Raw genomic sequence first — 18,877 nt, 5'->3', positions numbered from 1 at the left:
CCTCAGAATCTGCAGTCAGTGGCTCGATACCGTGCTGACATGGCGATGGATGGCACCAAGCAGCTCGTCACGCGTGAACGGCTTGGTCAGATACTGTTCGGCACCCACGATGCGGCCGCGCGCCTTGTCGAACAGGCCGTCCTTGGAGGACAGCATGATCACCGGCGTAGCACGGAACTGCGGATTGTTCTTGATCAGCGCGCAGGTCTGATAACCGTCCAGCCGCGGCATCATGATGTCGACGAAGATGATCGCCGGCTTCTGGTCGGAGATCTTGGCCAGGGCCTCGAACCCGTCGACCGCAGTCAGCACGTCGCAGCCCTCCTTCTTCAGAAGGGTCTCCGCCGTGCGGCGGATGGTCTTCGAGTCATCGATCACCATGACCTTGAGACCAGCCAAGTCGTTAGCACTCACGTTCAAATTCACTCACTCCCCCTGCGGCCCGCCCCGAGCTCAGGATAGGCACCACGACATGCAACGTCCATGCCGGACGGTGCGCATGCAAAATTTATTCTTGACGAGCCATCGGCAACCGCTCTGGGACGGTGATTCCGATGACTTTGCTGTTTACTGCCTGCCCGCCGAGACTGTCAAGCAATAATCACCCGTGTGGTCTGACGACCGCACAAGGTGACCCATAGTGGCACCATCTGGCCACCGACGACAGCCTCGACCGCTGCTCTCCGCATCGCCGCGTGATGGCCTCCACGCTCTTCCATCTTAATATGGCGGCCTGCCGTCCCGCTCCCCTCCGCGCGGCGGCCCATTCCGGAGAATCACGATGAGCCTCGCGATCGGCGTGCTGATGGACCCCATCGGCGCAATCAAGGTGGCAAAGGACAGCAGCTTCGCGATGCTGCTGGAAGCGCAGCGCCGCGGCCATTCGCTGCACTACCTCGAACAGGGCGACCTGGCGCTGCGCAACGGCGATCCGTGGGGGCGCATGGCCACGCTCGAAGTCCGTGATGATCCGGCCCACTGGCACAGCCTGGGCACGCCGCAATGGCGCGACCTGCGCCAGCTCGACGTGGTGCTGATGCGCAAGGACCCGCCGGTCGATGCGCAGTTCATTTACGACACCATGGTGCTGGAAGTCGCCCGGCAAGGCGGCGTGGCGGTGGTCAACGACCCGCGCTCGCTGCGCGACTGCAATGAAAAGCTGTTTGCCCTGCAATTCGGGCAATGCATCGCGCCGACCCTGGTGGCGCGCGATGCCGGCGAATTGCGCCGATTCGCCGCCGAGCACGGCGAAGTGGTGCTGAAGCCGCTGGATGGCATGGGTGGCCGCGGCATCTTCCGGGCGCGGGCGGGCGACAGCAACCTCAACTCGATGCTGGAGACGCTGCTGGGCGGTGACGCCCACGGCGAAGGGCGCCAGTTCGCGATCGCCCAGAAGTACATCCCGGAAATCACCGCAGGCGACAAGCGCATCCTGGTGATCGACGGCGAACCGGTCCCCTACGCCCTGGCGCGAATCCCCCAGGGCAACGAGTTCCGCGGCAACCTCGCCGCCGGCGGGCGGGGCGAAGGGGTTCCGCTGTCCGATCGCGACCGCTGGATCGTCGAACAGGTGGCGCCGGAACTGCGCCGGCGCGGCCTGCTGTTCGTCGGCCTCGACGTGATCGGGGATTACCTGACCGAGATCAACGTCACATCCCCGACCTGTGTGCGTGAACTCGATGCCCAGTTCGGGCTTAACATTGCCGGTCAGCTGTTCGACGTCATCGAGCAGCACGTTTTCGGAAACCGCGCCGCGTGAGCCACACTGCAAGCGTCAACTCCCCGGCCGATCCGATCGGCGCCACTTTCCTGTTTTCGCTGCTGCTGCATGGCGTGTTGCTGCTGGGCATCACCTTCCACTTCGTGAAGCCCTCGCCGAGCCTGCCCACGCTCGACGTCACCCTGGTCAACGTGGCCAACCGGCAGGCGCCGGACAAGGCGGACTTCCTGGCCCAGGCCAACAACACCGGCGGCGGCCAGAGCGATCGTGCCGCGCGCCCGTCGGCGCCGTTCTCCGGCGCGATCCCCAAGCCCGACCCCGGGATCGCGGCGCAACCGGTCGACGCCACCACGCCGCTGCCGCGCGAGGCGACCCCGACCCGCATGGTCACCACCAGCAGCGCCAGCGACTTCCAGGTGACCAGCGACACCGCCCGGGATCAGGTGGACCCCCAGCAGCAGACGCCGACGGCGGAAGAGCTGAAGCGCCGCGAGGCCATCGCGCAACTGGCCGCCGAGCTGCGCAAGAAGAAGGTCGACTACGCCAAGCGCCCCAAGGTGAAGTACCTCACTGCCAGCACCCGCGAATACGCCTACGCCGCCTACATGCGGGGCTGGTCCGACCGGGTGGAGCGGGTGGGCAACCTCAACTACCCGGAAGAAGCCCGCCGCCAGGGCTTGCACGGCGACGTGCTGCTCACCGTGGTGCTCAACCTCGATGGCAGCATCAAGACCATCGAAGTGATCCAGAGCTCCGGCCAGAAAGTGCTCGATGCCGCCGCCGAGCGCATCGTGCGCCTGGCGGCCCCGTTCCCGCCGGCCCCGAAAAGCGCCGAGCGCATTGACCAGCTCAACATCACCCGCACCTGGCGCTTCCAGCCTAACAACGTGCTGCAGACTCGCTGAACCTCGCGACACGCGGTTCGGCGAACGGCCCGCACTGCGCTTACAATGCGCACATGACCGCCGTGCAGCCATCGACACTCACCGGACACTTCCTGATCGCCATGCCCAACCTGGCCGATCCGCCGTTCTCGCGCGGCGTCGCCCTGCTGTGCCAGCACGACGAGGACGGCGCCGTCGGCCTGCTGGTCAACCAGCTATCCGAGTACAGCTTCGGCGACGTGCTGGCCCAGATGAAGCTGGAGTGCGCGGACAGCGAACTGGCCGACGCGCCGGTCCTGATCGGCGGCCCGGTGCAACAGGAGCGCGGCTTCGTGCTGCATCGCGAACCCGGGCCGTGGGATTCCAGCTACCGCATCAACGAGCACTGGTCGGTCACCACCTCGCGCGACATCCTGGTCGCCATGGCGGCCGGTGAAGGCCCGCGCCAAGCGATCATGGTGCTCGGCTACGCGGGCTGGGACGCCGGCCAGCTGGAACAGGAGCTGATGGCCAATGCCTGGCTGACCGCCGAAGCCAGCGACCGAGTAGTGTTCGACACGCCGCTGGAAGAGCGCTGGAGTGCCGCAGCCGGACTGGTCGGCATCGATCCGCGCCAGCTGTCCGGTTACGCGGGCCACGCATGAGCTGCGCGTTCGGCTTCGATGTCGGCAGCAAGATCACCGGCGTGGCGATCGGCAACAGCTTCACCGCCAGCGCCCGTGCGCTGGCCACGCTGGCCGTGCACGACGACACGCCGGACTGGAACCGGCTCGACACGCTGCGCCGCGAATGGCAACCGGACACCCTCGTGGTCGGCCTGCCGCTGACCCTCGAGGGCGCCGAGCAGCCGGCCAGCCGCCGCGCCCGCCGCTTCGCGGCGCTGTTGCAGGAGCGCTACGGGTTGCCCGTGGTGCTGGTCGACGAGCGACACAGCTCGCAGGAAGCCGCCCAGCGTTTTGCCGGCGCCCGCGCGCTGGGCCTGAAGCGACGCCGCGACGCGGCAGCCATCGACGCCGAAGCCGCCGCGGTCGTGCTGGAGCGCTGGCTCGGCATGGCCACGACGAGCAGCGCGCCAGGCGCCGATCACTAGAACCCCCTTCCACCTCCAGATCGCCCGCCATGAGTCCTCGCCTGCGCCACCTCACCACCCTGGAAAACCTGCCGCGCGAGACCATCGAGCGCCTGCTCGACCGCGCCGAGGCGCTGCGCGACGCCTGCGCCCACGGCACCCGCAAGCTCGACGTGCTGGCCGGGCGCACGGTGCTGAACCTGTTCTTCGAACCCTCCACGCGCACCCGCACCTCGTTCGAGCTGGCGGCGCGGCGGCTGGGCGCCGACGTGGTCAACTTCGACATCGGGCTGTCATCGACCAGCAAGGGCGAGGAGTTGTTCGACACGCTGCACACGCTGGAAGCGATGCACCTGGACGCCATCATCGTGCGGCACAAGCAGTCCGGCACGCCGGACGAGCTGGTTCGCCACGCCATGAGCGGGGTGTCGGTGATCAATGCGGGCGACGGCAACCGGGCCCATCCCACCCAGGGCCTGCTGGACGCGCTGACCATCCGCCAGCACCGGCCGGACCTGGAGAACCTGCGCGTCGTGATCTGCGGCGACATCAGGCACTCGCGGGTGGCACGCTCGGACATCAATGCCTTGAGCGCGCTCGGCGTGAAGGAGATCCGCCTGTGCGGGCCCGCCGAGCTGATGCCGGATGCCGACGAGGTGTCCAAGGGCTCGCGCCATGACGATTTCGACGAGGCCATCGAAGGCGCCGATGCGGTGATCATGCTGCGCCTGCAGAAAGAGCGCATGGCCAGCATCGAGCTGCCCGACGAGGCCGCCTACTTTGCCCACTACGGCCTGGACCGGCGACGCCTGGCGCGGGCCGCCCCCGGCTGCCTGGTGATGCACCCGGGGCCGATCAACCGCGGCATCGAAATCGCCTCCGACGTCGCCGACGGCGCGCAGTCGCGCATCCTCGAGCAGGTGGGCAATGGCGTGTTCGTGCGCATGGCCGTGCTGAACGAAGTGCTGGCACGCTGAAGCGCAGCGGTTACGGCACCGCAGCACGGTCCCGGGCAAGCGGGCATAATATCCCGCGCGGCATTCACCACACTGGGGATCATCATGCGATCGACGACGCGATACATCGCGCTGGGCTTCGCCGGCATCATGCTGGCGGCCTGCGGGCACAAGGACAAGGACGCACCACTGGCTTACGTTCCGGCGGACACGCCGTACGTGATGGCCAATCTCGACACCATGGACGACAGCACCCGTGGCGCCCTGCTCGCGCAGGCCGATGCGCAACTGCCGTCCCAGCTGGCGCAACTGGATGCCGCAGCCGATCGGCTGGCCGCGAACGACCCGGAGGGTGCACGCCTGCTGCGCGCGCTGCACGCCGAGTTCAAGGGCAAGACCATCGAAACCTTCGCCGAAGGCGCAGGCATCAATCTCAAGGGCTACTCCGCGTTCTATGGCCTGGGCCTGGCCCCGGTCGCGCGCTTCGACCTGAGTGACCCCGCCGCGTTCGACGCGTTCGTCGGCCGGCTGGAAACCGCCTACGGCAAGAAGCTGGAGGTGGCCAGCATCGACAAGCAGTCCTACCGCCGCTTCACCTCCGCCGCCTCGGGCACGCAGATGGTCCTGGCCACCGTCGGCAAGCAGGCGGTCGCCGCGCTGCTGCCCGGCGACGCCTCGCCGGCGCTGTTGCGTCAGGCACTGGGACTGGACCGTCCGCAGAAGAGCCTGCAGGACGACGGTCGCCTGGCCACCCTGGCCAAGGCCAAGGGCTACCAGAAGTGGCTGGTCGGCCAGTTCGACCTCACCCGCGCGCTGCCGCTGGCGGTGAGCGGCAAGGACCCGCTGGTGAATGCGATCCAGAAGGCCCGCGCCCAAGCGGTGTCGGCCAAGACCGGCGAGCCGGTGGCCACCCAGTTGCAGACCTCGCCCAGCTGCAGTGCGGACGCGGCGCGCATCGCCGCTCGCGTGCCCACGATCAGCTTCGGCTACACGCAGCTCGATGCCAAGCACCAGGACGCCCGCGTCGACATCGCCCTGGCGGACGACATCAGCCAGGCCTTCGCCGGCCTGAAAGTGGCCTTGCCCGGACTGGGCAAGGCCGGCAGCGCGCCGTTCGACCTCAGCATCGCGCTGCCGATCGCCAGCATGCGCGGCTTCTGGATGGCCCAGGCCGACGCGGTCGCCGCCAAGCCGTTCACGTGTGCCTCGCTGACCGACCTCAACGACAGCTTCGCCAAGCTGGGCCCGGCGATGCAGAAGGCGGCGATCCCGCCGTTCGGCGACATGCTGGGAGTGCGCCTCGCGCTGGATTCGCTGAGCGCCGGCAAGGATTCCGCCATGCCTTCGTTCACCGGGCGCCTGGTGCTCGGCACCAGCAATCCCGAAGGACTGCTGGCGATGGGCCAGATGATGGTGCCCGCGCTGTCCCAGCTGAAGCTGGGCCACGACGGCGCGCCGCAGGCGCTGCCCAAGGACATGGTCGGCATGCTGGGCCAGCCTGCATGGGTGGCGATGAGTGAAAAGGCGCTCGCGCTCGGCGTCGGTGCCGGCGAAGACAGCCACCTGGCCGACACGCTGAAGGAGCCCGGCGGCGACGCCGGCCAGATGACGCGGATGCACATCAGCGGCGCCATGTACGTCAGCTGGCTGCAATTGATGGAACAGAAACTGGACGCGCTGGCTGCTGCCACCGCCACGCTGGGCAAGAGTGACGAGCCGTCGATCGACGACGGCAGCGACGCCACCAACGCCGCCGACGAACTGGCCCGTTCCAGGGCGCAGTTCGCCGCGATGAAGGCCCAGGCCGAACGGGTCGACAGCATCGATGCCGAGATGCACGTGGACAAGAGCGGCATGGTGATCACCAGCCAGACCGTGCTGAAGTAATCCCGACGGGAGCAAAAGCCGGGGCGCCTTCGCGCCCCGGCTTTTTTGTGCCTGCGACGAACAGCTGCCGAACATGTCGATGACGTCCCGTTCGCATCCGTGATCGAGCACTGAACGGAGTGCGTCGCGGCGACATGCATTTCACCCCGAGGCTGGTGCCATGTCCTCAGGAAGCCGCTGCATGGCATCCCGCCTGCCACCGGCAGGCCCCCACCGCCAGTCAGGGAGATCGAATATGCGCCATCCCAAGATCCGCACCAGCCTCTGTGCCACCGCCATGATGTTCGGCTTCGCGGCCATTCCGTTCGGCCAGGTGATGGCCCAGGACAACGCCAGCCAGATGCAGAAGGCGTCGGACAACCAGACGGTGCCCGACAAGGCCGCCGACGCCTGGATCACCACCAAGGTGAAGTCCGAGTTCGGCACCACCAAGGGCGTGTCCGCGACCGACATCTCGGTGTCGACCAATGACGGGGTGGTGACCCTCAGCGGCACCGTTTCCAGCGCCGCGGAGAAAGACAGCGCCGAGCGCGTTGCGAAGAGCGTCAAGGGCGTCAAGAGTGTCGACGCCAGTGGGCTGACCGTCGGCGTCGCCGAAAAATGATCGCGGCATGAGGGTGGTGATGCCACCTCGCTGAAACGAAAAAGGCGCCCCCAGGGCGCCTTTTTCCTCATCCGGGAGACGCCTCAGCGATTGAGGAAATTCGCACCGCCAAGGTTGTTCCCGTCGCGCGTCTCCTCCAGTTCCACGCCGTCCAGGCCCTGCGACAGGGTATGCGCATCGCCGCCCTGCGCCAGCTTGATGCGCAGGCGCACCTCGTTGGAGCTGTCGGCGTAACGCAACGCGTCCTCGTAGCTGATCTCGCCAGCGTGATAGAGCTCGACCAGGGCCTGGTCGAACGTCTTCATGCCCAACAGGGTGGACTCCTTCATCACTTCCTTCAGCTTGTGGATCTCGCCCTGGCGGATGTAGTCCTGCACCAGCGGCGTGCCCAGCAGCACTTCCACCGCCACGCGGCGCGCCTTGCCGTCCGGGGTGGGGATCAGCATCTGCGCCACGATGCCCTTCAGGTTCAGCGAAAGGTCCATCAACAACTGCTGGCGACGGTCTTCCGGGAAGAAGTGCAGGATGCGGTCCATCGCCTGGTTCGCGTTGTTCGCGTGCAGGGTGCACAGCACCAGGTGGCCCGTTTCGGCAAAGGCAATCGCGTGGTCCATGCCCTCGCGGGTACGCACCTCGCCGATCATGATCACGTCCGGCGCCTGGCGCAGGGTGTTCTTCAGGGCGTTGTCCCAGCTATCGGTGTCGATGCCGACCTCGCGCTGGGTGATGATGCAGCCCTCGTGCTTGTGCACGTATTCGATCGGGTCCTCGATGGTGATGATGTGGCCGGTCGAATTCTGGTTGCGGTAGCCGATCATCGCCGCCAGCGAGGTCGATTTGCCCGAGCCGGTGGCACCCACGAAGACGATGATGCCGCGCTTGGTCATCGCCAGCTGCTTGAGCACCGGCGGCAGGGTCAGCTCCTCGATCGACGGAATCTTCGACTCGATCCGGCGCAGCACCATGCCGACGCAGTTGCGCTGGTAGAAGCACGAGACGCGGAAGCGCCCCACGCCCTGGGCGGAGATCGCGAACTGGCACTCGTGGGTCTTCTCGAACTCCTCGCGCTGGCCCGGCGTCATCACGTTGAGCACCATGTCGCGTGCCTGCTGCACGCTGAGCGGGCTCTGCGTGATCGGCACGATGCGTCCCTGCACCTTCATCGACGGCGCCACGCCCGCGGTGATGAACAGGTCGGACGCCTTCTTGTGCACCATCAGCTTCAGGAAGGAGGTGAAATCAAAATCGCTCATGGCTCTAGCCCCGGGAATAGGGAATGGGGAATAGGGAATCGGAACGGTGATGTCCGGCGCAAGTCGGTGCGGGGAGACGAGCGTTCAAACCGCAGCCACGCAGGACTCGCGACTTTTCAACGATGTCCGATTCCCCATTCCCGACTTCCCGCATCACTTGAAGCTGTCCTTGTTCTTGGCGTACATCGAGGCCTCCTGACGGGTCACCAGGCCACGCTTGACCAGGTCCTGCAGGCACTGGTCCAGCGTCTGCATGCCGAACTGCTGGCCGGTCTGGATCGACGAATACATCTGCGCGACCTTGTCCTCGCGGATCAGGTTGCGGATCGCCGGGATGCCGACCATGATCTCGTGCGCCGCGACGCGGCCGCCACCGACCTTCTTCAGCAGCGACTGCGAGATGACCGCGCGCAGCGACTCGGACAGCATCGAGCGCACCATCGGCTTCTCGCCGGCAGGGAACACATCGATGATGCGGTCGATGGTCTTCGCCGCCGAGCTGGTGTGCACGGTGGCGAACACCAGGTGGCCGGTTTCCGCGGCGGTCAGCGCCAGGCGGATGGTCTCCAGGTCGCGCAACTCGCCGACCAGGATGTAGTCCGGGTCCTCGCGCAGCGCCGAGCGCAGCGCCTCGTTGAAGCCGTGCGTGTCGCGATGCACCTCGCGCTGGTTGATCAGGCACTTTTGCGAGGTATGCACGAACTCGATCGGGTCCTCGACCGAGAGCATGTGGCCGTATTCGTTCTTGTTGATGTGGTCGACCATCGCCGCCAGCGTGGTCGACTTGCCCGAGCCGGTCGGGCCGGTCACCAGGATCAGGCCCTGCGGCTGCTCGATCAGCTCCTTGAACACCCGGGGGCAACCCAGGTCTTCCAGGGTCAGCACTTCGGACGGAATGGTGCGGAACACCGCGCCGGCGCCCCGGTTCTGGTTGAACGCGTTGACGCGGAAACGGGCCAGCCCGGGAATCTCGAACGAGAAGTCGGTCTCGTAGAACTCCTCGTAGTCGCGCCGCTGCTTGTCCGACATGATGTCGTAGATCAGCGAGTGCACCTGCTTGTGTTCCAGCGCAGGGATGTTGATGCGACGGACATCGCCATCAACGCGGATCATCGGTGGCAGGCCGGCGGACAGATGCAAGTCCGAGGCCTTGTTCTTTACCGAGAAGGCAAGCAGTTCGGCAATGTCCATGAAGTCGTTTCCCCTAAACCGAGCGTCTGGATGGCATGAATTCGGGTACTGCAACCGGGACCGCAGATCGTCCGCAGGCGTGGTGCGCCGCAACGCATGTTGCCTGGCGCCACCCCGCAGCCCGGACGAGCCGTTCCAATCCCCTTGCAGCCGGGTCGATACTACTCGCGCAAGCGGCTGTGCGGCCAGTCTTTCCGGCCACCGGCGCGCAAAGTGTCGACCCGTTTGCGCGGTCCGTCGTAAAACCGTGATCCGGCCTTCGCCGGCGAATCGATGGCGGCCGTCGCCGGGCGCACCCGGCGCGGAATCGGCCCGTAGCGCGACGGCTCCGGTAAGGTACGCGGTCTGGACGATTCATCTGACCCACCCGAGGAACCCTGCATGACACGACTTGCCTTCATCGGCGGCGGCAACATGGCGCGCAGCCTGATCGGCGGCCTGCTGAAGACCGGCGTGGCGCCGGCCACGGTGAGCGTGGCCGAGCCGCTGGCCGAGGCGCGCCAGACGCTGGGTCGCGAATTCGGCATCGCCTGCTACGCCGAGAACCGGCTTGCCGCAGCGGAAGCCGAAGTCATCGTGCTGGCGGTCAAGCCGCAGATCATGCCGGCGATCCACGCCGAACTGCGCGACACCCTGCAACGCAACCGCCCGCTGCTGATCTCGATCGCCGCCGGCGTGAGGCTGGATCAGCTGGAACGCTGGTTCGGCAGCGGCTTGCCGATCGTGCGCTGCATGCCCAACACGCCGGCCCTGATCGGCGCCGGCGCCACCGGCCTGTGCGCCAACAGCCGGGTCAGCCCGGCGCAGAAGGCGCAGGCCCAGCACATCCTGGACGCCGCGGGGATCACCCGCTGGATCGACGACGAGGCGTTGATGGACACCGTCACCGCCTTGTCCGGCTCCGGCCCGGCCTACTTCTTCGCCCTGGTCGAGGCGCTGGAAGCGGCCGCCGTGGCCCAGGGCCTGCCCCGCGACACTGCCCGGGCGCTGGCCGCGCAAACCTGCCTTGGCGCCGGTCGCATGCTGGTCGAAGGCGGCGAAGACCCCGCGCTGCTGCGCCAGCGCGTCACCTCGCCCAACGGCACCACCCAGGCCGCGCTGGAAAGCCTTGCCGCCGACGGGCTGCCACGCATCGTAGCCCATGCCGTCCACGCCGCCACCCGGCGCGGTGCGGAACTGGCCAACGAACTGGACAAGCTGTCGTGAGCTATCTGCTGAACGCCCTCTCCATGCTGATCGAACTGGTCTTCGAGGCGGCCGTCACCCTGCTGCTGCTGCGCGTGGCCGCCGAGGCCTGCCGCGCCGACTTCCACAACCCGCTGAGCCAGTTCATCTACCGCTACACCAACCCGGTGCTGGCACCGATTCGCCGCGTCTTGCCGAACTGGCGCCGGATCAACCTGGCCGCCCTGCTGCTGGCCTGGCTGGCGATGCTGCTAAAGCGCCTGCTGCTGTTCGCCCTGCTCGGGGTGATGCCGAACCCGCTCGGCCTGATCGTGCTGGCGCTGGCCGAACTGCTCGACTTCACCCTGCTGTTCTATCTGGTGCTGATCTTCGGCTGGTCCCTGCTGAGCATGTTCTCGGTGGATCAGCGCCATCCGTTGCTCAAACTGGCCGGAACCCTGGTGGCACCGCTGCTGCGCCCGTTGCGCGGCAAGCTGGTCGCCGGGCAGATCGACTTCGGGCCGATGGTGGTGATGATCGTGTTGCTGCTGGCGCGCCTGCTGATCGCCGCACCGCTGCTGGATCTGGGGGTGCGGTTGGCACTGGGCGCTTGAGATTTCTCTTGTGACTGTGACTTTGGCCGCCGTCTTCTGTAAGAAATAGATCAAGAGCTTTCGTCCTCCTTCGGAGGGCGAGTCACTTTCTGCCTCTTGCTTCGATGTGCCTAGAAGCAAAAGCTTCAAAAGCTTCAAGTGCAGAGCGGTCGATCACCTTCGGCGACCGAGTCACTTTCTCTTTGAGTGGCCAAAGAGAAAGTAACCCAAGAGAAAGGCCACCCCGATGGCGCGCCCTCCGGGCATCCTGCCCTGCGGGTGCGCGGGCGGGCTACGGGGGTTCGCCGACAGTCCATCCCTGGACTGACGTCGAACTGGCCGGCATCCCTGCCGGCCACCCCTGCGGGGCCTTTCCTCCGCCCGCCCGCCGCGCCATAGGGGCCCCGGGTAGAGCAGCGCGCTCCCAGCGCGCACTCGGTGATGAAGCTGAAAACCAAAAGCAAAAGCCGGAGCCGAAGCAAAAGCTTCGGTTGCCGCAGCTTTGCTCTTGATCCGGCTCTTCTGAAAAGTACGCGCAGGATGCGCGTCGCTCTACCCGGGGCCCCTCTGCAGCGGCGAGGCGGGAGCGACAGGCCGCGTAGCGGGAGCCGACAGGGATGTCGGCTCCTTTTCGCCAGGGCAGGATGCCCTGTCGAAAAGCCCGGCACCGACTCGCGAACCTTGCGGACAGGATGTCCGCAAGGCGCGGAAGCGGGGTGGCCTCTCTTTGGGCCACGTTTCTCTGGCCAAACAGAGAAAGGTGGCTCGGCTGCCGTAGGCAGACGAAAGCTTTTCGCTCTGATGCACAAGGGCAGGTGAAAGCGTCCCTCGCAACAGCAAATGCAACCTTCGCGGACATGACAACCTGAACTGGCGGTCGTCGGCACCCACAGCCAGCAAACGGCGAAAAGCTCAGCGCAGCGCCCACGCGGCGATGATTCGATGGATCTCGTCCAGTCCGTCGAACAACGTCGCCGGTCCCGGCTGCAGGATGATCGGCGACTTGATCTCGTAAAGATCACCGTTGCGCACCGCGGGGATCGTGTCCCAGCCCGGTCGCGCCGCGACCTTCCCGGGGCGGAAGCGCTTGCCGCACCAGGAGCCCAGGATGATGTCCGGCGCCCGCCGCACCACTTCGTCGCCGTTAGGCAGGATGCGCTGCTTGGCCAGCGGTTCGCGGGCCAGTTCGGGGAAACAGTCGTCGCCACCGGCGATGCCGATGATCTCGGCGACCCAGCGGATGCCGGTGATGATCGGCTCGTCCCATTCCTCGAAATACACCTTCGGCCGCCGCGGCAGTTGCGCCACGGCGGCCCGGATGTCGGCAATGTGCCGCTCGGCGCGTTGCGCGTACGCCTCGGCCTTTTCATGCGCGCCGACCATCGCGCCCAGCCGCCGGATGTAGGCAAGGATGCCGTCGACGCTGCGATGGTTGCTGATCCAGACCTCCACGCCGCACTTGATCAGCTCGCGCGCGATGTCGGCCTGGATGTCCGAGAAGCCGATCGCCAGATCGGGTTCCAGTTTCATGATCTCGCCGATCTTCGCGCTGGTGAACGCGGAGACCTTCGGCTTCTCCTTGCGCGCGCGTGGTGGCCGCACGGTGAAGCCGGAGATGCCGACGATGCGGTGCTCTTCACCCAGTGCGTACAGCACTTCGGTCGGCTCTTCGGTAAGGCAGACGATGCGCTGCGGGCAGTGGTCGGACACGCGGTGAACCATCCGTTCAATGCCCCAGCACGGTCACGGTGACCTTGCGCTGGTGCGGGTCGAGCCGGTGTTCCCACAGGTAGATGCCTTGCCAGGTACCCAGCTGCAGCTTGCCCCCGTGCACCGGCACGACCAGGCTGACCCCGGTGAGGATCGAGCGGACATGCGCCGGCATGTCGTCGGGGCCTTCCGCGTCATGTTCGAAGAGCGGGTCGCCGTCGGGCACGGCGCGGGCGAACCAGCGCTCCAGGTCGCGGCCCACCGCCGGGTCGGCATTCTCGCCGAGCAGCAAGGAGCAACTGGTGTGGGCAGTGAAGACATGGGCGATGCCGAGCTGGACGTGGCTGGCCGCCAGCGCATCCGCCACCTGCGCGGTGATGTCGCTGAAACCGCGCCCGCGGGTATGCACGATGAAGCCACCCTGCGCCACGTGCTGCGCGGGCAGCGGCCGGCTCACGGATACAGCATCCGGCTGGTCCAGGTCTGGCCATGGCGGTCCCAGCGCACCCGCTCGTGCAGGCGGAACTCGGCGCCGTACCAGAACTCCAGCGTGTCCGGCTCGACCACGAAGCCGCCCCAGTGCGGCGGCCGGCTCACCTCGCGACCCTCGAACTGCTGCTCGTAGCGCGCCACGCGCTGCTCGAAGGTGTCGCGATCGGGCAGGGTCTGCGATTGCAGCGAGGCCCAGGCGCCGATCTGGCTGCCGCGCGGGCGGCTGGCGAAATAGGCATCGGACTCCTCTTCCTGCAGCTTGCGGGCGGCGCCTTCGACGCGAACCTGCACGCCTTCGCGCAGCTGCTTCCAGTGGAAGCACAACGCCACCTGCGGGTGGGCGTCCAGCTGGTTGCCCTTGTCGCTCTGGTAGTTGGTGTAGAAGCGGAAGCCCCGCTCGTCGGCGCCCTTGAGCAGCACGATGCGCGAGGCGACCCGGCCGGAAGCGTCGACGGTGGAAAGGTTCATCGCCGTCGGCTCGCGGTCGCCGCTGGCCCTGGCTTCGTCCAGCAGGCGCAGGAAGGTGTCCAGAATCTCGGGTTTGAGCATGATGTCGAAACTTTCCTTTTGCATCGTGGCCGACACGCGCCATCATGGCGCGGATGAACCTGAGCGATGATAGTGCAATGTCCTGCCCCCCCAGTAGCTTTCCGGCCCGGCTGACGGCGCCGCCCTGCCCTTTCCGGCGTGAAGCAGGCAGGGACGCGCCCGTTTGGGGGATACTGGGCGATCACCGCCTGCCTGTGGCGGAAGTGCCTCCGGGAACCAAGGTATCTTGCGGATGATGTCCCACGCCGACCTGCACAACGAAGCCCTCGCCGGCCATCTGCTCGACCAGTACGCAGGGCGCATCGCCCGCTCGCGCCGCCCCTACATCCTTGGCCTTTCGGGCCTGCAGGGCAGCGGCAAGAGCACGCTGGCGCGGGTGATGAAGGCTCAGGCCGAGGCTCGCGGCTGGGCCACCGAGGTGCTGTCGCTGGACGATTTCTACTATGCCCGCAGCGAACGCGAGGCGCTGGCGCGCGAGGTTCATCCGCTGCTGCGCACGCGCGGCGTGCCGGGCACCCACGAAATCGAGTTGCTGATGTCGGTGCTGGCCGCGCTGCCGCATGCCTCGGAACGGTTGCCGGTGCTGCACCCGCGTTTCGACAAGGGCCGCGACACCCGCTTTCCGCCGTCGCGCTGGCCGCGGATCACCCGGCCGCCGAAGCTGGTGATCGTGGAGGGCTGGGCGCTGGGCATCCGTCCGCAGTTGCAGGCTGCGCTGGCCAAACCGGTCAACGAGCTGGAGCGACGCGAGGACCCCGACGGCAGCTGGCGGCATTGGGTCAACAAGCAGTTGCGCGGCTACCAGCCGCTGTGGCGCAAGTTCGATGCCCTGATCGTGTTGCAGGCGCCAGGCTGGGAAATCGTGCGGCGCTGGCGTGGCGAGCAGGAGCAGGATCTGCTGGCGCGCCACGCGCCGCTGGCGATGGACGCCGCGGCGATGGAGCGGTTCCTCGCCCATTTCGAACGACTGAGCCGGCACGCGCTGGCCACCTTGCCGGTGCTGTCCGATACCTGCGTGGAGTACGACGACGACCGGCACGTGACGGGGTTGAGTCACGGCTGAGGCGGGAATCGGGAATCGGGAATCGGGAATCGGGGAAGCATCGCACTGCCCCGACCCTGATTCCCGCACCGATCAATCCACCACGAAGTTGATCTTCATGTTGACGCGCCACTCGGTCACCGTGCCGTCGTCTGCGGTGACCACCTTGATCTCGTTGATCCAGGCGCCCTTGATGTTCTTCACCGACTCGGCGGCTTTCTTCAGGCCGTGCTGAACGGCGTCTTCGACGCCCTTGGCGGACGAGGCGTTGATTTCGATGACCTTGGCTACTGACATGACGTCACTCTCCCATGGAGTCCGTGCGAGCGGCACGATGCGCTTCCCCTGTTCGAAGCGCCAGTCTGGACTGCCGTTGTCGGAAGGGACAAGCCGCAGTGCAAAATCACGTCACGTTGACGCCTCGACCTGCACGGCCGTGCCGTAGGCGAGCACCTCGGTCACGCCCTGGGCGACTTCATTGGCGTCGTAGCGCATCGCGATTACGCCATTGGCGCCCATCGCCGCGGCGTGTTGCAGCATCAGCTCGAACGCTTCCCCGCGGGCCTTCTCGCACAGCTCGGTATAGATCGAGATGTTGCCGCCGACGATGGTCTGCAGCGCCGCGCCGAGATTGCCCACCACGCTGCGCGAACGCACGGTGATGCCCCGCACGATGCCCAGCGAACGGACGATGCGGAAGCCGGGGATCTCGTTGGCGGTACTCACCTGATGGTGCGGAACGGTTCTGGCCATGATGGTGCTCCGTGGAATCAACTGTCGATCAGTGCGGCATAGCCTTCGCGCGAATCCGGCCACTGCGGCGCCCAGCCACTGGCACGCAGGCGGGCATTGCTCAGCCGCTTGCTGCCCACGCCCACCGGCGCGGCGCCTTCCTCGGGTGGTGGCGCATCGATCAGCGCGGCCAGGAAGTCGTACAACTCGTCCAGCGGCATCGGCGTGTCGTCGACGCCCAGGTACAGCGATTGCGGCGCCTCCAGCTGCAGCAGGTGGACGATGGCCGCGGCGGCATCGTCGACGTGGATGCGGTTGGCCCAGTGCGGCACTTCGCGGGGCACCCGCAGTTGCCCCGCGCGAAGCTTCTCCACCAGTTGCAGGCGCCCGGGCCCGTACAGGCCCGCCAGTCGCAGCACCACGCCGGGCACCGGCTGTTCCGCCAGCCACTGCTCGGCCTCGCACAGCACCGCACCATTGAAACCGAGCGGGCCGACGGAAGTGGCTTCATCCACCCAGTCGCCATCGTGCTCGCCGTACACCGCGCTGGATGACACGAACAGGCATCGCTGCAGGCGACTGCCATCCAGCGCTTCGAGCAGATGACGCAGGCCATCCACGAAGACCGCCCGATAGCTGGCCCTGTCCCGCCCATCCGGCGCCGGCAGGTAGACCACGCGGGTGATGCCGCGAGGCAACACGCCGAGGCTGGCGGGATCAGTCAGGTCACCGCCCAGCCAGTGGACGCCCGACGCGCCGCGCGCCGGTGGATGCCGCCGCAACGCCCAGACGTCGTCGCCGCGCGCGCGCAGAAGCTGCGCCACGCGTTCGCCCAGGTCACCGCATCCGGCCAGCAGGATACGTTCGCTCACCACTACCCTCCCATGGATCTGTCGGGATGAATCGATCGGGCTGACTGGATCACGCCCGCGCTTGCGCACCGAGTATCGCAAATTGAAAGCGGCGGGCGAGTCGGACCCGCCGATCGGCCTGCTAGCATTCGGTCATGAATCCGTCGCACAACCTTTTCATCATCGGACCGACCGGCGCCGGCAAGACATCGATCGGGCGACGACTTGCCGCGCATTATGGCCTGACTTTCATCGATCTCGACCAGGAAATCGAGCGGCACTGCGGCGTCGACGTGAACACGGTTTTCGAGATCGAGGGCGAAGCGGGATTCCGCCAGCGCGAAAGCACGCTGCTGGAGGAAATCAGCGGCCGGCATGACGTGTTGCTGGCCACCGGCGCCGGCGCGGTGCTGGCCGAAGGCAATCGTCGCCAACTGGGCCAGCGCGGCTACGTGGTGTGGCTGCAGACCACGATCGCGCAGCAACTCGAACGGCTCGAACGCGACCATCGCCGTCCATTGCTGGCCGTGCCCGACCGGCAAGAGCGACTGCAGGCGATGGCCCGGGTACGCGAACCGCTCTACCGCGAACTGGCCGACCTGGCCGTTCCCGGCGAACATGGCAGCGTCGCCAGCGCCAGCGAACGCTGCATCGCGCTGATCGACCAGCACTGGCAACGTCCCTCCGCATTTCCCAGGCAGACCGCATGAACCCGGCAATCCAGCAGCTCCACGTCGCGCTGGGCCAGCGCAGCTATCCGGTGTGGATCGGCAGCGGCCTGCTCGACGACCACGCGCGCTGGCGCGCGACGCTGCGCGGCCGGCACGCGCTGGTGATCAGCAACACCACGGTGGCGCCGCTGTACCTGCCGCGGATCGAAGCGGGGCTGGACGGCATGCACTGGTCGTCCTTCCTGCTCGACGACGGCGAGGCGCACAAGACCTTTGCCAACGTCGGCCGCGCGCTGGAAGCGCTGGGCCAGCTCGGCGCCACCCGCGACGCCTGCGTGATCGCGCTGGGCGGCGGCGTGGTCGGCGACCTGGCCGGTTTCAGCGCCGCCTGCTGGATGCGCGGCATCGACTTCATCCAGATGCCGACCACCTTGCTGGCCATGGTCGATTCCTCGGTCGGCGGCAAGACCGGCGTGAACCTGCCGGTGGGCAAGAACCTGGCCGGCGCGTTCCACCAGCCCCGCGCCGTGATCGCCGACATCGACACCCTGGCCACCCTGCCCGACCGCGAATACCGCGCCGGCCTGGCCGAGGTGATCAAGGGCGCGGCGATCGGCGACGAGCCGTTCTTCGCCTGGCTGGAGCAGCACGCCGACGCGCTGGCCGCCCGCGATCCCGCCACCGTGCAGGAGGCGATCGCGCGCAAGGTCGCCTACAAGGCCGGCGTGGTCGCCCGCGACGAAACCGAGCAGGGCGAACGCGCCCTGCTCAACCTCGGCCATACCTTCGGCCATGCGCTGGAAACCGCCGGCCACTACACCACCTTGCTGCATGGCGAAGGCGTGGCGGTCGGCATGCTGCTGGCCGCCCGCCTGTCCGAACGGCTGGACATGAGCGACGCGCACGACACCCGCCGCATGCTGCGCCTGCTGGAAACCCTCGGGCTGCCGGTGACGATTCCGCCCGGCATGGACCCGCAACAGCTGCTGGCGCTGATGCGGCTGGACAAGAAGAACAGCGCCGGCAGCCTGCGCCTGATCCTGTGGCGCGGCATCGGCCGGGCCGAGATCGTCGGCGGCGTGGACGAAGCCGACGTCATGGCGATCCTGACCGAAGCCGCTTAGGGCAGACGCCGTCCGCCCCCGCGTGTGACGACATGCCCCGGCCATCCGGCGGGTCCGCGGGCGCAAATCCTATAAACTGTGCCGTCCGGCTACGCGCCCGTTCGTGCTCGATCCCTGGAATCCATGCGCCTCTACCTGCAAACCGTGCCCGGCGCTGCCGAAGCACCCCGCTACGTCCAGATCACGCTGGAGCAGGACCTGCTCGGCGGCTGGACGCTGTATCGCGAGTCCGGCACCCAGGGCGGCCGCGCGACCATGAAACGCGAGCAGTTCCTGGAGCGCGACGAGGCCGTGAGCGCCTTCGAGAAAGCGCGCGATGCCCAGCTCAAGCGCGGTTTCCGCCTGATGTTTGCCCAGGGCCTCGAAGGCCCTTACGGACGTTGAA

Annotated in this window: 22 protein-coding genes; 13 read left to right on the top strand and 9 right to left on the bottom strand. The window is 67.1% G+C overall.

The features are described from left to right. Nucleotides 1-15: 15 nt before the first annotated feature. Entirely contained in the window at nucleotides 16-426 is a 411-nt protein-coding gene (locus ABNK63_RS04150) for a response regulator (protein ID WP_274378300.1), read from the bottom strand. Between the two features lie 355 nt (nucleotides 427-781). Between ABNK63_RS04150 and gshB the strand changes: the two genes are divergently transcribed. The 7 genes from gshB to ABNK63_RS04115 all read left to right on the top strand — a co-directional run bounded on the left by gshB (nucleotide 782) and on the right by ABNK63_RS04115 (nucleotide 7,120). Continuing rightward, on the top strand, nucleotides 782-1,759 hold the full coding sequence (gshB, locus tag ABNK63_RS04145) for a glutathione synthase (protein ID WP_007809639.1): 978 nt from the start codon (nucleotides 782-784) through the stop codon (nucleotides 1,757-1,759). Continuing rightward, on the top strand, nucleotides 1,756-2,625 hold the full coding sequence (locus ABNK63_RS04140; RefSeq protein ID WP_350016771.1) for an energy transducer TonB: 870 nt from the start codon (nucleotides 1,756-1,758) through the stop codon (nucleotides 2,623-2,625). Before gshB ends, ABNK63_RS04140 begins: the two co-directional genes overlap by 4 nt. Nucleotides 2,626-2,678: 53 nt before the next feature. After that, on the top strand, nucleotides 2,679-3,248 hold the full coding sequence (locus ABNK63_RS04135) for a YqgE/AlgH family protein (RefSeq protein ID WP_007809643.1): 570 nt from the start codon (nucleotides 2,679-2,681) through the stop codon (nucleotides 3,246-3,248). Further along, a complete protein-coding gene (gene ruvX / locus ABNK63_RS04130) occupies nucleotides 3,245-3,694 on the top strand; it encodes a Holliday junction resolvase RuvX (protein WP_007809646.1) in 450 nt (149 codons plus the stop codon). The genes ABNK63_RS04135 and ruvX overlap by 4 nt, the downstream gene beginning before the upstream one ends. Nucleotides 3,695-3,723: 29 nt before the next feature. Continuing rightward, nucleotides 3,724-4,650, top strand: coding sequence for an aspartate carbamoyltransferase catalytic subunit (locus tag ABNK63_RS04125; RefSeq protein WP_007809648.1), 927 nt, complete (start codon nucleotides 3,724-3,726; stop codon nucleotides 4,648-4,650). An 84-nt stretch (nucleotides 4,651-4,734) separates the two neighbouring features. Further along, a complete protein-coding gene (locus ABNK63_RS04120; RefSeq protein WP_350016770.1) occupies nucleotides 4,735-6,516 on the top strand; it encodes a hypothetical protein in 1,782 nt (593 codons plus the stop codon). Between the two features lie 235 nt (nucleotides 6,517-6,751). Then, complete coding sequence (locus tag ABNK63_RS04115) at nucleotides 6,752-7,120, top strand: BON domain-containing protein (RefSeq protein ID WP_007809653.1); 369 nt, start codon at nucleotides 6,752-6,754, stop codon at nucleotides 7,118-7,120. A gap of 83 nt (nucleotides 7,121-7,203) precedes the next feature. On the opposite strand, the gene ABNK63_RS04110 is transcribed toward ABNK63_RS04115, so the two are convergent. Next, nucleotides 7,204-8,373: a PilT/PilU family type 4a pilus ATPase gene (locus ABNK63_RS04110; RefSeq protein WP_204110692.1), complete on the bottom strand. Its 1,170-nt coding sequence runs from the start codon at nucleotides 8,371-8,373 to the stop codon at nucleotides 7,204-7,206. A gap of 153 nt (nucleotides 8,374-8,526) precedes the next feature. Beyond that, a complete protein-coding gene (locus ABNK63_RS04105; protein WP_007809667.1) occupies nucleotides 8,527-9,564 on the bottom strand; it encodes a type IV pilus twitching motility protein PilT in 1,038 nt (345 codons plus the stop codon). 381 nt (nucleotides 9,565-9,945) lie between these two features. On the opposite strand from ABNK63_RS04105, the gene proC reads away from it, so the two are divergent. Further along, nucleotides 9,946-10,770: a pyrroline-5-carboxylate reductase gene (proC, locus tag ABNK63_RS04100; RefSeq protein ID WP_350016769.1), complete on the top strand. Its 825-nt coding sequence runs from the start codon at nucleotides 9,946-9,948 to the stop codon at nucleotides 10,768-10,770. Next, the gene (locus ABNK63_RS04095) at nucleotides 10,767-11,342 is read left to right on the top strand and encodes a YggT family protein (RefSeq protein ID WP_350016768.1); all 576 of its coding nucleotides are present in this window, start codon (nucleotides 10,767-10,769) and stop codon (nucleotides 11,340-11,342) included. Before proC ends, ABNK63_RS04095 begins: the two co-directional genes overlap by 4 nt. Nucleotides 11,343-12,233: 891 nt before the next feature. Here ABNK63_RS04095 and ABNK63_RS04090 read toward each other — a convergent pair. From ABNK63_RS04090 to pdxH, 3 genes are read right to left on the bottom strand one after another with little or no spacing between them, the layout of a single operon-like run. Then, nucleotides 12,234-13,043: a cobalamin-binding protein gene (locus tag ABNK63_RS04090; RefSeq protein ID WP_350016767.1), complete on the bottom strand. Its 810-nt coding sequence runs from the start codon at nucleotides 13,041-13,043 to the stop codon at nucleotides 12,234-12,236. A gap of 4 nt (nucleotides 13,044-13,047) precedes the next feature. Continuing rightward, entirely contained in the window at nucleotides 13,048-13,488 is a 441-nt protein-coding gene (locus ABNK63_RS04085; RefSeq protein WP_007810023.1) for a secondary thiamine-phosphate synthase enzyme YjbQ, read from the bottom strand. Beyond that, the gene (pdxH, locus tag ABNK63_RS04080) at nucleotides 13,485-14,072 is read right to left on the bottom strand and encodes a pyridoxamine 5'-phosphate oxidase (RefSeq protein ID WP_040673604.1); all 588 of its coding nucleotides are present in this window, start codon (nucleotides 14,070-14,072) and stop codon (nucleotides 13,485-13,487) included. Before pdxH ends, ABNK63_RS04085 begins: the two co-directional genes overlap by 4 nt. 232 nt (nucleotides 14,073-14,304) lie before the next feature. On the opposite strand from pdxH, the gene ABNK63_RS04075 reads away from it, so the two are divergent. After that, entirely contained in the window at nucleotides 14,305-15,135 is an 831-nt protein-coding gene (locus tag ABNK63_RS04075; RefSeq protein WP_007810025.1) for a hypothetical protein, read from the top strand. Nucleotides 15,136-15,207: 72 nt separating this feature from the next. On the opposite strand, the gene ABNK63_RS04070 is transcribed toward ABNK63_RS04075, so the two are convergent. The 3 genes from ABNK63_RS04070 to ABNK63_RS04060 form a co-directional block, all read right to left on the bottom strand. Further along, nucleotides 15,208-15,411 carry a dodecin family protein gene (locus tag ABNK63_RS04070; RefSeq protein WP_007810026.1) on the bottom strand — a complete coding sequence of 68 codons (204 nt, stop codon included), beginning with the start codon at nucleotides 15,409-15,411 and terminating at the stop codon, nucleotides 15,208-15,210. Between the two features lie 111 nt (nucleotides 15,412-15,522). Then, on the bottom strand, nucleotides 15,523-15,867 hold the full coding sequence (locus ABNK63_RS04065; protein WP_007810027.1) for a YbjQ family protein: 345 nt from the start codon (nucleotides 15,865-15,867) through the stop codon (nucleotides 15,523-15,525). Nucleotides 15,868-15,884: 17 nt separating this feature from the next. Then, nucleotides 15,885-16,718, bottom strand: coding sequence for an SDR family oxidoreductase (locus tag ABNK63_RS04060; RefSeq protein ID WP_007810029.1), 834 nt, complete (start codon nucleotides 16,716-16,718; stop codon nucleotides 15,885-15,887). Nucleotides 16,719-16,852: 134 nt separating this feature from the next. On the opposite strand from ABNK63_RS04060, the gene ABNK63_RS04055 reads away from it, so the two are divergent. From ABNK63_RS04055 to ABNK63_RS04045, 3 genes are all read left to right on the top strand, one after another. After that, a complete protein-coding gene (locus ABNK63_RS04055; RefSeq protein WP_007810031.1) occupies nucleotides 16,853-17,407 on the top strand; it encodes a shikimate kinase in 555 nt (184 codons plus the stop codon). Beyond that, nucleotides 17,404-18,492, top strand: coding sequence for a 3-dehydroquinate synthase (gene aroB, locus ABNK63_RS04050; RefSeq protein WP_007810033.1), 1,089 nt, complete (start codon nucleotides 17,404-17,406; stop codon nucleotides 18,490-18,492). The genes ABNK63_RS04055 and aroB overlap by 4 nt, the downstream gene beginning before the upstream one ends. A 123-nt stretch (nucleotides 18,493-18,615) precedes the next feature. Beyond that, the gene (locus ABNK63_RS04045; RefSeq protein ID WP_007810035.1) at nucleotides 18,616-18,876 is read left to right on the top strand and encodes a WGR domain-containing protein; all 261 of its coding nucleotides are present in this window, start codon (nucleotides 18,616-18,618) and stop codon (nucleotides 18,874-18,876) included. Nucleotide 18,877: the final 1 nt, after the last annotated feature.

This window comes from Rhodanobacter sp. IGA1.0, from assembly GCF_040208325.1.
GTDB classification, from domain to species: domain Bacteria; phylum Pseudomonadota; class Gammaproteobacteria; order Xanthomonadales; family Rhodanobacteraceae; genus Rhodanobacter; species Rhodanobacter spathiphylli.
Note: the sequence above shows the minus strand (reverse complement) of the source record. Positions and strands in the feature narration are given on the sequence as shown.

Coding starts and splice junctions, on each gene's coding strand:
- gshB (WP_007809639.1), top strand. CDS start 782: ATGAGCCTCGCGATCGGCGTGCTGATGGACCCCATCGGCGCAATCAAG.
- ABNK63_RS04135 (WP_007809643.1), top strand. CDS start 2,679: ATGACCGCCGTGCAGCCATCGACACTCACCGGACACTTCCTGATCGCC.
- ruvX (WP_007809646.1), top strand. CDS start 3,245: ATGAGCTGCGCGTTCGGCTTCGATGTCGGCAGCAAGATCACCGGCGTG.
- ABNK63_RS04125 (WP_007809648.1), top strand. CDS start 3,724: ATGAGTCCTCGCCTGCGCCACCTCACCACCCTGGAAAACCTGCCGCGC.
- ABNK63_RS04120 (WP_350016770.1), top strand. CDS start 4,735: ATGCGATCGACGACGCGATACATCGCGCTGGGCTTCGCCGGCATCATG.
- ABNK63_RS04115 (WP_007809653.1), top strand. CDS start 6,752: ATGCGCCATCCCAAGATCCGCACCAGCCTCTGTGCCACCGCCATGATG.
- ABNK63_RS04110 (WP_204110692.1), bottom strand. CDS start 8,373: ATGAGCGATTTTGATTTCACCTCCTTCCTGAAGCTGATGGTGCACAAG.
- ABNK63_RS04105 (WP_007809667.1), bottom strand. CDS start 9,564: ATGGACATTGCCGAACTGCTTGCCTTCTCGGTAAAGAACAAGGCCTCG.
- proC (WP_350016769.1), top strand. CDS start 9,946: ATGACACGACTTGCCTTCATCGGCGGCGGCAACATGGCGCGCAGCCTG.
- ABNK63_RS04090 (WP_350016767.1), bottom strand. CDS start 13,043: ATGGTTCACCGCGTGTCCGACCACTGCCCGCAGCGCATCGTCTGCCTT.
- pdxH (WP_040673604.1), bottom strand. CDS start 14,072: ATGCTCAAACCCGAGATTCTGGACACCTTCCTGCGCCTGCTGGACGAA.
- ABNK63_RS04075 (WP_007810025.1), top strand. CDS start 14,305: ATGATGTCCCACGCCGACCTGCACAACGAAGCCCTCGCCGGCCATCTG.
- ABNK63_RS04070 (WP_007810026.1), bottom strand. CDS start 15,411: ATGTCAGTAGCCAAGGTCATCGAAATCAACGCCTCGTCCGCCAAGGGC.
- ABNK63_RS04065 (WP_007810027.1), bottom strand. CDS start 15,867: ATGGCCAGAACCGTTCCGCACCATCAGGTGAGTACCGCCAACGAGATC.
- ABNK63_RS04055 (WP_007810031.1), top strand. CDS start 16,853: ATGAATCCGTCGCACAACCTTTTCATCATCGGACCGACCGGCGCCGGC.
- aroB (WP_007810033.1), top strand. CDS start 17,404: ATGAACCCGGCAATCCAGCAGCTCCACGTCGCGCTGGGCCAGCGCAGC.
- ABNK63_RS04045 (WP_007810035.1), top strand. CDS start 18,616: ATGCGCCTCTACCTGCAAACCGTGCCCGGCGCTGCCGAAGCACCCCGC.